Raw genomic sequence first — 16,274 nt, forward strand, 5'->3', positions numbered from 1 at the left:
TGCGGCTCGACCGCGATATCTTAGGACATAGTCTGTGATGCAAGATCCCCCGTGGTCATAAGCCACGGGATGACAATGGAACTGTACAACGGCAGGTATTTAGCCGTTTAATGGCTATTAAGGAACTTATCCAATTAATCTAAGTTAAAATTAATTAAACAATTATGTCGACTCACATAAATCTGCTATATTAGCTTTACCTTTATCCATTCCTTTATCTTTATAATGTTCCATAACGGAATGATAAATTACCTAACTGCTCATCTAGAATATCTCCGGATTTACCTTTTAAATTAGGTAATCTTGACACTAAGCTTTCAATATCTTTTTTGGTACCTTCAACATCTACTTTAGCAGAGTTTGAATTTGATTCTTTCATAATTTACTCCTTTATTAGTTTACATTTTGCATTTTGTTAAGCAAATTATTTTGCCTACAAAACTTATACGATACTCCTCTTATAAGCACTTTACAATAGCCTAAACAATAAAAAAACCGAATCTAAACTAGATTCGGCTAAATTTAATGATTTTTTATTTCGTATTACTGCTACTTACTACCGAACGAAGAAACAATTTTATTAATTAATGATTCAATATTAATTGCTGATTGAGTATATTTTATCTCTTCATTAGCCGCTAAATTTTCATCGTCATTACCTGGTACAATTGAAATATATTTACCTCCAAGTAACCCGCTGGTGACTACTTGGGCTTTAGAATCTTTAGGTATTTTAACATCATCATTAATATTTAGATACACACTTGCATAAAAGCTATTTGGATCTAAAGTAATTTTCTTTACACTACCGATTTTTATACCTGAAATCATTACGTCGCTTCCAACTGCTATCCCTTCTGCACTTTGGAAATGAGCAGTTACCTGATAGCCTTTTGAGCTAGTTATAGAACTACCTGTTTTGTAGGCAAAAATCAAAAATAGCAAAGCAATAATTAATACTACAAAGCCTATAATTGTTTCAATAATGTTCTGTTGCATTGTTTTTTATATTTTATTAATTACGCGGTTGCCATCTATTATATTTAAGATTTGATGTTTTAGGCAACTTTTTAACTATTTTATTATTCTTTTGCCATGGAAAAAGCTGAATATTTTTTGGTATCTCATTTACTAAATGATGTAACCAAGCGTGCCAACTTGGCGGAATTTTTGTAGGTTCATTTACATTTTTATAAATAACAAACCTCCTTGGACGCCCTACATAATCAATATTACGGCTTTCATAATATTGATTTAAAAACTCATCTTCTCCTACTTTTTTGTGAAAAAAAGTAATAAAAAACTTATCTATCCACGACATTTTAAAATTTCTATAGCAGTTTCTCTTCCTTGCACTGCAAGTTTATCGGCAACAATATTACCGCTATTATTTGCATGACCTTTTACCCATTTCCAAATAATAGTATGTTTACTCAATTCTGCGTATAATTTTTGCCATAAATCGGCATTTTTAACGGGTTCATTGTTGCTTTTACACCAATTATTTTTTATCCAATTATGAATCCAAGCGGTAATTCCTTGTTGCAAATATTTACTATCGGTATAAATCTCAATATTACAAGATTTTTTTAAAATCCTCAAGGCTTCAAGTGCTGCCGTAATTTCCATACGATTATTAGTCGTATCTAACTCATACCCAAATACTTCTTTGCTAGTATCATTAAATTGAAGCAAAGCTCCCCACCCTCCGGGACCTGGATTACCCGCACATGCACCATCAGTATATATCACTACTTTTGAATCCATAATATGCATTAACTAGGTTTAGGTTTAGAAGAATTACGAAACTTATCTAACATTATAACATTTGGACTTGAGGATGATGAAGTCTGATAACTTTTATTATTACTTATTTCCTCTTCATGTTGAGGATTTTCGTGTATATTTAACGACTGATTAAAAGTGAGACTGTAATTATTATTGGAATCAACAAAACTAATAAGTGCATCAAAAGGTACGTAAATTATTTCTTTCACACCGTCAAAACTTACCGTTAAAGAAAAGCCCGTATCATTTACTATTAAATTTTCAAACTGATATTGCAGTACTATTGTTATCTGTTTCGGATATGCCTGTTTAACTTTTGAAGATAAAATTACCGCGGGGTTATCGGTTCTGTACGATATGTATATTAACTGATCCCAATATAAATTTTCATGCTGAATTTTTGTTAGAATTTTTTTCACAAATTCTAGCATATATTCATGCACAAATTTTTTATATTCAATATTCATACGAGAAAAATAAATAAAAATAGGTCGACGAAGTTTAATTTGAACAGTTTACGTCATTGCGAGGAAAAACTGTAAGTTTTGACGAAACAATCTCAGGAGTCCTACTGTATGAGATTGCCACATTCTCTACGTTCGCTTGCAATGACGAGATCAACCATTTTTAGGCAATGCCAATTTTTCAAATTAAACAAGTATTAAGTGAGGGTTTTTCTGTTGCCCGGCACACCCTCCAGCCGCGTAGGGTTAAGCTGCTAAAGCTAAACGACCTACAGAACGATTATTATCGTTTGCGTTTCTTTGTTTTGACCCATATGGCAAAAGCCATCGGCGGAATCATCCCGAGTAAAAGCAATCTTTTTATTAGGCACGTCGATCCTATTTCGCCCCCCAAAAATACTCGATGAACTTATTTAAACTTTTCTACATAATGTAGCTAATAAAGAGAAATTTGAAGGCGACACGGAACGCAGAACTGCAGCGTACACGCAAGTAACGTGAGGATTCGAGTACCGGATCAACGTACAAATTACCTTTAGGAGCAAGTTATTTAGAAAGTTTTGGTGGAGGCGTCGGGTACTGCCCCCGAGTCCGCAACCTCTATTCTAAATTACGTTTATTACTATAGCTATATTAGCACCAAATATTATGCCTTAATTTGATTAAAATGTAAAGGTCAAATAAGAATGCTAGATTTATATTAAAAATGGACTTATAATAAATGTTTAGAATTCTAAATTAAAAACTTAATTATGCTACCAAATCTTGGGATTATCGCCGGCAGAGGTTCATTACCTTACTTAATAGCAGGTAATTATACAAAGCAAGGCGGTAATTGCTATATAGCGGCAATTAAAGACGAAGCTGATATAGATCAAATTAAAGATTTTGAATATAAGATTTTAAAAATCGGTATGGTCGGGGAAGCTATAAAATATTTTAAGGAGCATGAGGTAAAAAATATTATTTTTATCGGTGGAGTTAATAGACCAAATTTTAAAAATTTAGCCGTAGATAAAATAGGCGGTTTATTGCTTTACAAAATAGTTGGGCAAAAAATTCGAGGAGATGATAGTTTGCTAAAAACAGTAGCGGATTTTTTTGAAAGTTACGGTTTCAAGGTAATTTCAAGTAATGAAATATATAAAAATCAACAAGATAACTCCAATATTATAACCAATACTAACCCTATAAGTTCAGATAAAAATGATATTGAGCTTGGAATAAAATTATTGAATCATCTAAGTGCATTCGACATCGCACAATCGGTTATAGTTGAAAGTGGCTACATACTTGGTATAGAGGCTGCCGAAGGAACGGATAATTTAATAACGAGATGTGCAGATTTACGTAAAAATCCTCATGGAGGAGTATTAGTAAAAATAGCGAAATTAGGTCAAGATAATAGACTAGATATGCCGACGATCGGTCCTAATACTATAAAAAATCTTGCTAAAGATAATTACAAAGGGGTAGCGATTCAAAAAAATAACGTAATTATAGTCGAAGAAGAATTAACTATAAAACTCGCTAATGAACATAAAATTTTTATAACAAAATGTTAGCAATAGGTATTACCGGTAGCTATGCATCGGGCAAAACTTTTATGTTGGATTATTTAGCGGAAAAAGGATATAAAACTTTTTGTGCCGATAGATGCATAAAAGAATTATATCAAGATGTAGTTTTGCAAACTCAGATTTTAAAATTACTACCTGAACTTGAGTCTTTCAATATTAGAAAAATCAGTAATTTAATTTACAATAACGACCTAGCTAGAGAAAAACTACAAAATTTTATTTACCCCTTACTAATAGATAAACTCATTTTATTTAAAAAAGAAAATGCTAATTCCAAATTTGGCTTTGCCGAAATACCGTTGCTTTATGAAGCTAAATTTGATAAATATTTTGATTTTGTCGTAACAATATACTGCTCTGAAGAAATAAGAATGCAAAGAGCAAGAACGAGATCTTCGTTTGATATAGAAATTTATAATAAAATCAAAGAAATTCAACTATCACAAGAGAGCAAAATAGCAAAAGCAGATTTTGCTATAAATAGCGGCGTTGATATGTTAGACTTGGAAAAACAAATAGCGAAGCTAATAAAGAATTTGGAATGTCGAGTTTAAGAGAAATAATTTTAGATATTGAAACTACGGGACTTGACCCACGACAAGGTCATCGAATCGTTGAGATCGGTGCTATTGAGATGGTAAATAAGGTATTAACAGGCAGAAATTTTCATTTTTATATTAATCCTGAGCGAGATATGCCATTTGAGGCTTATAGAATTCATGGCATATCCGGCGAATTTTTAAAAGACAAGCCTCTATTTCATACAATAGCCGATGATCTTTTAGAGTTTATTTCAGATAGCAAACTGATTATTCATAATGCTCCTTTCGATATTAAATTTCTAAATCACGAATTATCATTATTAAAAAGAACCGAAATTAAACTCTTGGAACTAGCAAATACTATTGATACTTTAGTAATGGCTAGAAGCATGTTTCCAGGCTCAAAATATAATCTTGATGCATTATGTAAAAGATTTAAAATTGATAATTCAGGTAGGCAGCTTCACGGAGCTTTGAAAGATGCAGCATTACTTGCAGAAGTATATGTAGAGTTAATGGGCGGTAGACAATCCGCTTTTAAAATGGTTGATAAATCTGCCGGAATAAATAATTTAGCAACTAATCAAGTAAATAACAAAACAGAGCAAGCTACTATTGTTATTAAACCTACAAAAGAAGAGCTGCAAAAACATAAAGAGTTTCTCAGTAGGATTTTAAAAACTGCTTAGTAAAACATCATTGCGAGGAGAGGCAAAGCCTCGACGTGGCAATCTCAGGAATTTTATATTATTTCATGAGATTGCCACGCTCCTTTTAGTCGCTCGCAATGACGATTATCAACAAGCCCCTTAAAACTTATCTATGAAAACAAATTTTCTTGTATTTATAACCTTTACAATACTTATCTCTTTAGGCTTTTGGCAGCTTAGTCGTTTAAAAGAAAAGAAATTATTTTTAGCTTCAATGCAAGCTAACCTAACCTCACCTGCAATTAATTTAGCAGAAATTCAAGATGGTTTACCTTATCACAAAGTAAAAATTACCGGTCAATTTTTGCCTAATAAAGACATATATTTATACGGTAGAAGGTCAATGTCGAGTGAAAAAGACGGATATTATTTAGTTACTCCTTTTAAAACCATAGAAAATAAAGTTATTTTAGTAACACGAGGTTGGTTCAGTAATCGCAATAAAAATATTATCACGCAAGCTACAAACGACCAGCAGCACGAGATTATCGGTGTTACCATGCCATCAGAAAAAACTCGTATCTACTTACCTGCTAACAATATAAAAAATAATGTGTGGCTAACGCTAAATTTAAAAGAAACATCCAAGGTGTTAGGCTTAGATCTTGAGAATTTTTATATTATTGCGGAAGGAAAAGATATTAGCAATCTAGATATTTTATTACCTCTTACAATAAATCATTTAGCAGCAATCAGAAATGACCATTTAGAATACGCCCTAACTTGGTTTGGACTTGCTATTTCTTTAATCGTAATATATGTAATTTATCGGCGTCGTTATATGGCTGTGGATGTCATCCCGCGAGCTTGTAGCGGGATCCAGAAAAATAATTAAAAAGACTGGCCCCCGTGGTCAAGCCACGGGGTGACAGTAGAAAATCGATACATAAATGAGTGATTTACAAAGAGAAGCATCCGATCCTAATTACTCCGTTTGGGTATCAGCATCTGCCGGTACCGGTAAAACCAAAATCCTAACCGACCGATTTCTACGTCTGTTAATAAAGGGCGTAGAGCCTTCCAATATTTTATGCCTTACTTTTACTAATGCTGCAGCTATAGAGATGCAAGTAAGAATTAATAGCAGACTTAAATATCTTTCTCTTTGCAACGCCGAGCAACTAGAAGAAGCACTTTTCTTAATGAGCGGCAATAAGCCATCGCCACAAGAAACAGAAAACGCAAAAACTTTATATGATAAAATACTAAATAACAATAAGCTTTTAAATATCTATACAATTCATGCTTTTTGTCAAAAAATCCTTAACACTTTTCCCTTAGAAGCCGGCATAACACCAGAATTTAAAATCCTTGAAGAAACTAAATTACAAGATATCTTCCTAAATATCAGAAACGAAATTTACTTAAGCGATGAACATAATGACTTAATTAAAATTTTACTTAACCGATTTCATGAAATAACTCTGCAAGATATTTTTACCGAGATAATCGAGCAGAAAATTAAATTCAGAAAGTTATTTATAAATAAGCAAATTCCCAAAGAAATATCTAATAAAAGATTAGCGTTAGGGGAATTAAATAATATTTACGATAAGGTAAAAAACTTATTTGCCGAGTATGATGTGGAGATAGCACCGAAAGAAATTTTTTTTACCAAAGACGGAAAAAAACGACAAAGCCTTTTATCAAAAGAATTACTAAGGAAATATCCTAAATTATTACTAGAGCTAGAAAAAATTACCTCTGAAATTTACCGATTAGATGAGCTGCGTCGCATAGAAGAGCTAGAATATCATACGAACTTACTTACTAAACTTGCGCATATTATTTTAAAAAAATACGATTCATATAAGGCAGAAAATAATTTACTCGATTACGACGATTTAATTTACTACACCGAGAAATTACTAAATAATAAAACTACTCATGAGTGGTTGCTGCATAAGCTGGGAAGCGAGATAAATCATATTCTTGTCGATGAAGCACAAGACACAAGCCCCCCGCAGTGGAATATTATTACTACTTTAATAACAGAGTTTAATGCTGTAGAGAGGCCAAATAATAGTGTTTTCATAGTCGGCGATGATAAACAATCGATCTTCAGTTTTCAAGGGGCTGATCTTCATAATTTCAACTTAGTAAATGAGCGACTAAAAGCAAATCTTACAAATGCTAATAAGAAATTCAAAAATATCACACTTGAATATTCTTATAGATCATGTACAGAGATTTTACAATTTACTTATAATGTTTTAAAAAATATAAAATCCAATTACCCGAGTTTATTCCTTTCGAATAATCCTTTAATATCCTCATTTCGTACACATCAAGGCTCTGTAACGGTTTGGCCATTAGTGACGAATGAAAAACAAGAAGAGCTTTTTTGGGCACTACCTGAAGATTATGAAAATTCTAAATCTGCTGCCGATTTACTAATAGAAAAAATCGTAAATTTTATAAAAGAACAAATAGAAAGCGAAGAAATTTTACCGTCTACTGCAAACAGAATATCTGAAAAAGATTTCATGATATTAGTCAGGAAGAGAGATGAATTTAGTAATAATCTGATCAAAGAACTTAGCAAAGCTAAGCTTAAAGTTGAGGTAAGCGATAGAATGAACCTTAAGGAAAATCTAATTATAATGGATTTAATTTCATTAGCTAAATTTGTGTTACTACCTGATGATGATTTAAATCTTGCCGGTTTACTAAAATCACCGATTATTGGAATAAACGAGCAGCAATTATACGAACTTCTTGTAAATAAAAGTGAGAATAGCTTATGGGATATACTCTCTTCACATGAGGAGATATATAATAAGTTAGATTCTCTAATTGAAATTTATAAAATATCGATTGTTGAGAACTTCTTTGATTTAGTGGTGCATAATCTAAATTTACGCGAAATTTACGATGATGATAGTGATGATATGATAAATGAGCTATTAACATTAAGCAAAAACTATGCAAATGATATAGATAATTCACTGCAAGGATTCGTTGCTTGGTTTGAAAATAACGATATCTATATTAAACGTGATATGGAGCATTCAGACAAAATAAGAGTAATGACCGTCCACGGCTCTAAAGGACTTGAAACTCCTATTGTTATATTATGCGATTCTACTACTTTACCGATAAGCAACAATAAATTTATTTGGGATGATAAAGGAGAAATATTTTTCTCTGTTAATGCTGCCGATACTCCTGAGTTTTTGCAAGAGCTGAAAGAAGCTGAAAAATTAAAAGATTTGCAAGAATATATAAGACTACTCTACGTTGCAATGACAAGAGCTAAAGACAGGCTGATTATATGCGGTTTTAGTAATAAATCTACCACTCCTGAAAATTGCTGGTATGAAATAGCCAAACAAACTTGCGATAAATTTCTCAATTAGTAGCTGCGATATTAATATACTACTAAAACATACATATATTTAAATAGCGTCTTATGTTAAAAATTTTAGAAAGTTTCTTTGAAAATAAAGCAAGAATTAAAATAGAAAGGTTAAACAATTACCATCCCTGCATTATGCTTATGAAAAAGGTAATAAGGAATAATACTTAAATTTTTTTAAGGCTTGTTTATACTTTGTTATTTTAGAAATAACAACTACAACAAGAAAAATCACAATACTTATTAACAGAGGATATAAGATATTTAACTGATCAAACATCATTAATTTCACAGAATTTAGTTAGATACTACATAATAGTAGTAACATTTATTTCAATTTAACTCCTATATCTTAAATTTAAATCATTTATATTTAGATATTGTCATAAGAAAATTAATAAGATTTTTATTGAAACCGCTACTTCTAAAATAGATAGCATAATAATTTATGCATTATGATAATAATCATGCCCTGATAAATCAGATTTAAGAATACCACAATTATATTCATATGAATCTAAATAAGCGTGTAATTCATGAACATTTTGTTCTATTTTTTCATAATTATATTTATATGAGTTTTGGAATTTTTCAACTAATTTACCTTTATTAACAACTTTTTTATAAATATCTTCTTTAAAAAAACCATCTTTTTGTTCTTCACTACAAAAGTAATCTTTAAATTCACTATGTTTTTTTGGTAAATTAGAGATAAATTCTACAAATTTTGCTAATTGAATATTGGTCATTAGAGTAAATACCAAACCTATATTTTCTTTATATTGGTTAACTCTGGAAATTTCATGCTCTATTGTATCTTTTTGTTCAATTTCAATAACATTATTAGATAAAATAACTAAATCTTTTTTATTAACCTCTTGCTTTTCAGATTCCTTTAGTTTTATATTCAATATTTCCTCTTCTAATGCCTCTTTACTAAATAATTTTTTAAATGCAGCAAGCCACGAACCAAAAGCTGTACTTTTTAAAATATTCTTTTAACTTCATAACTAATTTCCTTGTTTATATTTTCTTAGTTTAATTTATAGTACTAGTTGGAAGTAATCAAGTTATAGAGCTAAGAAAAATTAATACTTTTGTAAAAATTATATATAGCGTAACAATTGAAACACAGCTTTAAAATACTAAAAATAATTTGACTATTTTAGAAAATTTTAATTAAATCTATTAATAAACTCAATCGATAATACAAAATATGAAAACAGCTTTTATCTTCCCCGGTCAAGGGTCGCAATTGATCGGCATGGGAAAAGATTTTTATGATAATTTTAAACCCGCCAAAGAAACTTTTCAAATCGTTGATGAAGTACTAAACCGAAAACTCACTGATATAATTTTTAATGGACCTTCTGAAGAACTTACCTTAACCACTAACGCACAACCGGCATTAATGGCAGTATCTATGGCAATAATAAATATTATCAAAGCTGAAACCGGTAAAAGTTTGGATAGTCTTTGCGATTATGCTGCCGGTCATTCGTTAGGTGAATATAGTGCTTTATGTAGTACCGAAAGTATTAACCTTGAGACAGCAGCAAAACTACTTCATATACGTAGTACATCTATGCAGGAAGCATGTCCTGAAGGTGAGGGGAGCATGGCGGCTTGTATCAATATTCCACTTCAAAAACTTGAAGAAATATTAGAAGAAATCAACAAAATAAATTTATGCCAAATTGCCAACGATAACATCGAAGGACAAATAGTTATTAGCGGCAAGACCACAGCTATAGATCATGCTATTAGTATAATTAAAGATTTAGGTTATAAAGCGATAAAGCTGAAAGTCAGCGCTCCATTTCATTGTAGCTTAATGAAGCCGGCAGAAGAAAAAATGCGAGCAGTTCTTGATCAAGCTGTAATTAATAAGCCTCTGATACCGATAATCCTCAATTATACCGCCAAACCTACTCTAAATCCTACAGAAATCAAACAAAATTTAATTCTTCAGATATGCGGGCGAGTTAGATGGCGTGAAACTTTAGAACTATTTCACAAATTAGAAATCGCTCATATAGTAGAAATAGGGGCAGGAAGCGTACTAACAAATATGCTCCGGAAAATTAATTATCCATATAAGTTAAGTAATATAAGTAATTTAGAAGAACTACAGAATTGTTTAGATAACGTTAGTCAATAACTGTCTCTAATAACTTCTGATTCATAAAGTTTTTAAATTAACTTAATATTATTATATGCAAATTAGTTTTAGTTTTTTTAAGCAATTGCTAGAATTATTCACTAGTGATTGGCAGAGCTATTTAGACAAGGTAATAGAGGATTTTAAAATTTAGCCTTAACAGATACTAATGATACATTTTTAAAAGAAGAATGTTATAAAAAAATTGCTCTTATCCAAAAAGACATTAAAGAAGGTGAATCTCCATGGTATGTTGCTCCTTTTAATAAAATAGATCATGCAAGTTTATTACTTACCAATATTCATATATGAGAGTATGAGAGCTTGATTATCTAAATCAAATACGGTAAAAGCAGTAAAAAATATGCTGCGAAATAACTTCAAAGATATATATAATCCGAAAATTTATATTATTGCTAATTATGAAGAACCTATAATTAAAAACTATACAATAATTAGTAAATAATATTAGAACACTAGACAGCGAGTTAGTAGCAGATATTCAAATATCATCAATTTTATTTTGTAGATTTTCTTATTACTCAGTGTACAATCATTTTTATGGCTGCATATTTTGAAGAATTACAAAATTTTCATCAAAATTTAGATAACCTCAATTTTTTAGTACCGTTACAAAAATATATTCCCGAATGCCAACCAAAAGACTATAAGAGTTTTGTCAATCTTAAAGCAATAACTGGGAATAGATTTTTAGTTAAATATCAGAAATTATTTGAGAACATTCAGAAATATTATTTAGCATCTGTAGTGATAGTGAGAATTTTGTACAATTGTTAATTTCAGACTCTTATCATCTTAGCTTAAACAAACGAATCGAAATTATAGAGTACTGAATAGATAAATATAAAAATGATACTAAATCTATTTATTATATAACCCAACAACTTTTTGATATTTGTGATGATAACACGGATATTAAAACTACCAAAGCCACGGCTAAACAGTTTTACAAATATATTGAATATTTCCGTAGTTGGGATGATTTACCTAGTTATTGGTATATGGACTTTAAAGGGCTACCCGGATGTGATAAAGAAACTGTAATTATGGACAATTCCGTAAAACCGGGGAATGATTATATTTAGTTAGAAACATTATAAAATAATTCTAGAAATTTTGCTTATTAGATGATATAAAATAAAGCCATAACCGGAGAGATGGCCGAGTGGCCGAAGGCGGCGGTTTGCTAAACCGTTATACGGGTCATACCGTATCGAGGGTTCGAATCCCTCTCTCTCCGCCAGTCTGGACAGTTAGCCAATTCTTGTAGTGCTATCTAAGTATAATCTTTATCACCAAGCATATTATAGCTTTCCGGCATATATTTATGTTTCAGCCAAATCTCAAGGCTACTGATAATATAAAGGTTATTTTTAGCTCTGCTAATACCGACGTTTAGGACGTTTGGCTTTTGCGTCATGATATTTCTTGCACCTTTATCAAGAGGATGCTGAGCTCCTAGTAGTATTATTACCGTATCGTTTTCTTTGCCTTGAAATGCATGATAGTGCCGATATTTTTATATCCAAATGCTTGAATTGTTTTCTCATATCTTGAATTGTCATATATTTCATTCAATTTTCTACGAATAGATTCACTGTAATCTTTATACATTGTAATAATGTAAATTTGTTTGAGCAAATCATCCCCATTTTTCTCTTTTAATACTTGTTTTAATAACGCTAGTAATTTTTGGCTTCCGATTCATATTTATAACGTTGAACCTTATTATCTTTTATATCTATCCATTTTGAAGTACCTAAAATCGTTCTAATATCAGAGTTACAGTCAGAGGTAGCAAAAATCATTTTGTCACCGTAAGCTATTTTGTTACATATTTTAAACATCGGATTTTGGCATCTTCTATGCACTAATAATAAAGGCAAACCAACCGTAACATCATCTATTTTTGTTTGATATAAAGAATTACGGTCAACTAGGTTTTGCAATGAAACTTCTGAAGGTGACCACTCAAGATATGAAACCTTAAAATGTTCACATAATTTGTTCATTAAATCTTGCTTTAATATAGAAATAGGATCTGTTTGCAGCGGATCACCGACTACTACGACTTTTTTTTGATTATTATAGCGGTATCTGTCCTCCTGCTTCATCAATAAATAACCAAGGAATTTCATTATGTTCGGATGTTGCCAACATTTTATCGAATAAGTAAAAAGTTGTAGACATAACAGGTATGACCATAAATTTTGCCAAGCAATTTTGTTTATCTTAGGGTCACCCGATGAATGCACTGCCATATCAAAGAAATATTGCAGGCTATGCCAAAAATTATCAGCATTAGCATTTATAAATATCTCATGTAATCTTACAGCACTTATGAATAATTTTGATCTTAATTTTTCAAACTCTTTATCAAAGTAAGGAGTGACTTTATTTAAATCTTCAAAATTTTCTTGCCAATTTTTTCCAAAATAAATCTTCTTCAAAATCCTTAATATTGAAATATTTATCTTTTAAACTTACGATAGCCAAGCTTATATCGTCGTTAAGCTGTTTTATTTCTTCTACAGAAGCCTCAATTTTCTTAATTGCAGCTTTAATATTCTTAATATCAGTTTTTATCCGGTCAAATTCTTCTGAAGATTTATTTTTTAGCTTAATTAAATCCCGTTTTTGCTCATAGCAAGAATTGTATTTTGCAGTTTTAAAAAATGCATGAATTTTTTCAAAAAAAACCAAATTTAATAATTTTATTTCACAATCAATTTCAAGTATTTTAGAGCTTTTATAATCAAGCTCTAATTCTAACTCATTTTGCTCTTCTTTTTTTCTGCATATATCGCTCCTAAATCCTCTTCCTTAATTAACTCTCTTTTCTTTTTATTAAATTCAATAACTGACGCAATATTTTCATAAACTTTATGAATTTCACTGTATAAATTGTTAAAATCAGCACACGCTTCTTTCCATTCATTATTAATTTCATCTATAGAATTACAATATTCAGGTTTAAATGTACAGGGACTTTATCTTTACATTTATTATTAACTAGCAGATTAAGATATTGCAGCATTTTATGTTTTTCATCATTCTTATCATCGTTTCCTTCTTCATCTTTATATTTCTAAAACTTATTTGAAAATCTCTTTTTATTTCCATGATTACCGAGCACCGCAGCAAATATACCCCAATCTTTCTCTTTTTCCTCTTCCAATAAAAGTTGTTTAAAATAACTTAAATTTTTATTCTTATATAGAAAAAATGAGAAAAATCCCACGGGCAGGTAAGTAAAGTCAGAGTTTTGATAAATTTAGGTATAAGTACGTTTGTAGCTATCGCAAGGTTACCGCCAATACAATGTGACCTATTAAATTAATGTCTTTAATTTTCAAATTATCTATTACTTCGATTATTTTATGCACATAATCGTCTAGTAAATATTTAGGTTCCTCAATCTCTAGCCAATCTATTAAATAAACTTCACCGTAGCCTCTCAAATTTTCAATAAAACTTTGTCACGAGCTAAAAAAATATTTCCAGTGAGTTGAAGATAGAGGGGATGATTAGGAAAGTTTTGATGTCATCCTGACTTCTTTCTATGTCATGCTCGACTTCCCCTTTGTCACTCTCACGAAAGCGGTTTTACTGGAACCCGTGGACAAACCACAGGATAACGCCGAGTAATACAATACCTATAATGCTCTGTTTGCATTACTATTTTACCTGATTTTAAATATTTATTACCTAAATTATGTGTCTTTATATAATTATTATAAAGGTTAAAATATTCCTGTAGTTTATTACTATCTAGCATTGAGAGTATCTCATCTTATTATTAGTAATTCTTGACAAAAGGCTAAATATATTGTATAAGTTCAGCACCGTCAGAATGTAATAACAATATATAGGCTCTAAAGTTTTAGGGGAAATATCTTTTCATAAAATCTTGAAGTGCTTAAGTTTTTTTTTTGTCCTTAGGGATTTATAATGCTAAGTACCTCATCACGATCGTTTAAAAACAAATTCAGAACGGCATTTTGGCCTGTGCATAATTACGAACTCGGAAAGTTTATTCCAATGAGTACCTTAATGTTTTGTATTTTATTTAATCAAAATGTTTTACGAATCTTAAAAGATAGTATTTTAATCTCCGAGATTAGTGCAGAAATAGCAGGTTTTGCTAAAGTTTATTGCGTTACGCCTGCCGCTGCTTTATTCGTGATTATTTATGCTAAAATGATTAATTATCTTACTTTTGAAAAAATCTTTTATTATTTAAGTGCATTTTTTATCAGCTTTTTTGTTTTATTCACTTTTGTAATCTATCCTAATATTCATATTTTTCATATACATCCCGATAATCTAGCTAACTGGATGGAACGTTATCCTCATTTTAAGTGGTATATCTCATTAGTAGGTAATTGGGGTTATATAGTATATTATAGTCTTGCCGAGCTTTGGCCTAATGTTTTTTACGTATTATTATTTTGGCAGTTTGCTAATGAACTGACTACTACCGAAGAAGCAAAAAGATTTTATACTCTCTTTTCGCTATTCGGCAATTCTTCTTTAATATTAGTCGGCTTTTTAATGATGAATCTATCATCAGAAGATACTATTATTAAGAAGTTTATGAGTATTTCGGATAGTAAAATCACTTTAGTTCAAGTATCCACAACAATTGTGGCAATTGTTGCTATTATTTGTTGTTTGTTAGTTAGATTTATTAGCAAGAACGTTTTTACTAATCCGTTATTTTATGCTAAAGCAAAAAGTGGTAGATCAACTTCAGAACGTATGGGGCTAATTAAAAGCTTTAAATATATTGCGAAATCAAAATATTTATGGCTACTTTTAATTTGTTCGGCAGCTTTCGGATTTGCTATTAACTTAGTCGAAGCCGTATGGAAAGCAAAAATTAAGGAATTATATCCGACTGTAAATACCTATGCTGAATTTAACAGTCTATATATACTTTGGACAGGCGTGGCAATAATGGTTATGACCATCATCGGTAATAACGTTATGCGTATGCACAACTGGTTTGTAGCAGCAGTTATTTCACCGGTTATAATAATGGTGACCGGCATTTTGTTCTTTGTACTTATCGTATTTGACCAACAAATTTTATCATTATTTGATGGAGCAATTTTAATGTCACCTCTTGCTCTTGCCGTTTCAATCGGTGGTATTCAAAATATTTTAGCTAAAGGTACTAAATATTCTATATGGGATACTTCAAGAGAAATGTTATATATCCCTCTTGATGAGGAGCTTAAAACCAAAGGCAAAGCTGCGGTTGACGTGATAAGTGCAAAAGTCGGCAAATCCTCTAGCGGTCTTGTGCAATCTATTATTTTTACTTTAGTTCCAACCGCTACTTTTATCTCAATCTCACCAATTCTAATGGTGGTATTTACTTTTGTATGCTTAGCGTGGATTTATGCAGTAAGAAAAATATATTTTGAATATCAAAAAATAGCATAAAATAAATTATTGTCATCCCGCAACTTAATCACGGGATCTAAGGATACAGCCTGTGACCAAGATACCGTGGTCAAGCCACGGTATGACACTGAACGCGTTTTTTGATCCACACGGGCCATACCCTTTTTAGCTAGGAACCTTACAGCATAAAACTATCGATGTTACTATGAATCAATCTCTCCTAAAACTTTAGTCTCTA

14 protein-coding genes, 1 tRNA gene, 1 other RNA gene and 4 pseudogenes are annotated in these 16,274 nt (G+C 30.9%); 10 read left to right on the forward strand and 10 right to left on the reverse strand.

The window, feature by feature from the left end; all coding sequences use genetic code 11:
* Window positions 1-165: 165 nt before the first annotated feature.
* The 6 genes and pseudogenes from ACPKKV_RS00005 to ssrA all read right to left on the reverse strand — a co-directional run.
* Window positions 166-379: pseudogene (locus tag ACPKKV_RS00005) on the reverse strand (hypothetical protein); the annotation flags it as partial.
* A gap of 170 nt (window positions 380-549) precedes the next feature.
* Window positions 550-999, reverse strand: coding sequence for an outer membrane lipid asymmetry maintenance protein MlaD (gene mlaD / locus ACPKKV_RS00010; protein WP_064464281.1), 450 nt, complete (start codon window positions 997-999; stop codon window positions 550-552).
* Window positions 1,000-1,015: 16 nt separating this feature from the next.
* The gene (locus tag ACPKKV_RS00015) at window positions 1,016-1,321 is read right to left on the reverse strand and encodes an NADH-ubiquinone oxidoreductase subunit NDUFA12 family protein (protein ID WP_392505552.1); all 306 of its coding nucleotides are present in this window, start codon (window positions 1,319-1,321) and stop codon (window positions 1,016-1,018) included.
* Complete coding sequence (gene rnhA, locus ACPKKV_RS00020; RefSeq protein WP_392505554.1) at window positions 1,309-1,776, reverse strand: ribonuclease HI; 468 nt, start codon at window positions 1,774-1,776, stop codon at window positions 1,309-1,311. Before rnhA ends, ACPKKV_RS00015 begins: the two co-directional genes overlap by 13 nt.
* The gene (locus tag ACPKKV_RS00025) at window positions 1,776-2,255 is read right to left on the reverse strand and encodes a ClpXP protease specificity-enhancing factor SspB (RefSeq protein WP_392505555.1); all 480 of its coding nucleotides are present in this window, start codon (window positions 2,253-2,255) and stop codon (window positions 1,776-1,778) included. Before ACPKKV_RS00025 ends, rnhA begins: the two co-directional genes overlap by 1 nt.
* 197 nt (window positions 2,256-2,452) lie before the next feature.
* Window positions 2,453-2,930, reverse strand: a transfer-messenger RNA (tmRNA) gene (ssrA, locus tag ACPKKV_RS00030).
* Between the two features lie 74 nt (window positions 2,931-3,004).
* On the opposite strand from ssrA, the gene ACPKKV_RS00035 reads away from it, so the two are divergent.
* The 5 genes from ACPKKV_RS00035 (at window position 3,005) to ACPKKV_RS00055 (ending at window position 8,443) form a co-directional block, all read left to right on the forward strand.
* Window positions 3,005-3,817 (forward strand): LpxI family protein, encoded by an 813-nt coding sequence (locus ACPKKV_RS00035; protein WP_392505556.1) that lies wholly within the window; start codon window positions 3,005-3,007, stop codon window positions 3,815-3,817.
* Window positions 3,811-4,386, forward strand: coding sequence for a dephospho-CoA kinase (gene coaE / locus ACPKKV_RS00040; protein ID WP_392505557.1), 576 nt, complete (start codon window positions 3,811-3,813; stop codon window positions 4,384-4,386). The genes ACPKKV_RS00035 and coaE overlap by 7 nt, the downstream gene beginning before the upstream one ends.
* Entirely contained in the window at window positions 4,374-5,063 is a 690-nt protein-coding gene (gene dnaQ, locus ACPKKV_RS00045) for a DNA polymerase III subunit epsilon (RefSeq protein ID WP_392505558.1), read from the forward strand. Before coaE ends, dnaQ begins: the two co-directional genes overlap by 13 nt.
* A 133-nt stretch (window positions 5,064-5,196) precedes the next feature.
* A complete protein-coding gene (locus tag ACPKKV_RS00050) occupies window positions 5,197-5,919 on the forward strand; it encodes an SURF1 family protein (RefSeq protein WP_392505559.1) in 723 nt (240 codons plus the stop codon).
* A gap of 55 nt (window positions 5,920-5,974) precedes the next feature.
* Window positions 5,975-8,443: a UvrD-helicase domain-containing protein gene (locus ACPKKV_RS00055; protein WP_392505560.1), complete on the forward strand. Its 2,469-nt coding sequence runs from the start codon at window positions 5,975-5,977 to the stop codon at window positions 8,441-8,443.
* A gap of 445 nt (window positions 8,444-8,888) precedes the next feature.
* Here ACPKKV_RS00055 and ACPKKV_RS00060 read toward each other — a convergent pair whose 3' ends face one another.
* Complete coding sequence (locus ACPKKV_RS00060; RefSeq protein ID WP_392505561.1) at window positions 8,889-9,353, reverse strand: hypothetical protein; 465 nt, start codon at window positions 9,351-9,353, stop codon at window positions 8,889-8,891.
* A gap of 305 nt (window positions 9,354-9,658) precedes the next feature.
* Here ACPKKV_RS00060 and fabD point away from each other — a divergent pair, with 305 nt between their 5' ends.
* The 4 genes and pseudogenes from fabD (at window position 9,659) to ACPKKV_RS00080 (ending at window position 11,867) form a co-directional block, all read left to right on the forward strand.
* Entirely contained in the window at window positions 9,659-10,603 is a 945-nt protein-coding gene (gene fabD, locus ACPKKV_RS00065) for an ACP S-malonyltransferase (RefSeq protein ID WP_392505562.1), read from the forward strand.
* 561 nt (window positions 10,604-11,164) lie between these two features.
* A complete protein-coding gene (locus ACPKKV_RS00070) occupies window positions 11,165-11,401 on the forward strand; it encodes a hypothetical protein (protein WP_392505563.1) in 237 nt (78 codons plus the stop codon).
* A pseudogene (locus tag ACPKKV_RS00075) lies at window positions 11,395-11,709 on the forward strand (hypothetical protein). The gene ACPKKV_RS00070 and the pseudogene ACPKKV_RS00075 overlap by 7 nt, the downstream one beginning before the upstream one ends.
* A gap of 66 nt (window positions 11,710-11,775) precedes the next feature.
* A tRNA-Ser gene (locus ACPKKV_RS00080) sits at window positions 11,776-11,867 on the forward strand.
* 33 nt (window positions 11,868-11,900) lie between these two features.
* On the opposite strand, the gene ACPKKV_RS00085 is transcribed toward ACPKKV_RS00080, so the two are convergent.
* The 3 genes and pseudogenes from ACPKKV_RS00085 to ACPKKV_RS00095 all read right to left on the reverse strand — a co-directional run.
* Window positions 11,901-12,044 carry a hypothetical protein gene (locus ACPKKV_RS00085; RefSeq protein WP_392505564.1) on the reverse strand — a complete coding sequence of 48 codons (144 nt, stop codon included), beginning with the start codon at window positions 12,042-12,044 and terminating at the stop codon, window positions 11,901-11,903.
* Between the two features lie 988 nt (window positions 12,045-13,032).
* A pseudogene (locus tag ACPKKV_RS00090) lies at window positions 13,033-13,327 on the reverse strand (hypothetical protein); the annotation flags it as partial.
* 504 nt (window positions 13,328-13,831) lie between these two features.
* Window positions 13,832-14,402 (reverse strand): annotated as a pseudogene (locus ACPKKV_RS00095) (alpha/beta hydrolase); the annotation flags it as partial.
* Window positions 14,403-14,575: 173 nt separating this feature from the next.
* Here ACPKKV_RS00095 and tlc5 point away from each other — a divergent pair.
* Window positions 14,576-16,075, forward strand: coding sequence for a GTP/GDP exchange transporter Tlc5 (gene tlc5 / locus ACPKKV_RS00100; protein WP_392505565.1), 1,500 nt, complete (start codon window positions 14,576-14,578; stop codon window positions 16,073-16,075).
* Window positions 16,076-16,274: the final 199 nt, after the last annotated feature.

The sequence above is a fragment of the Rickettsia finnyi genome (assembly GCF_049668125.1).
Lineage (GTDB): Bacteria > Pseudomonadota > Alphaproteobacteria > Rickettsiales > Rickettsiaceae > Rickettsia > Rickettsia kotlanii.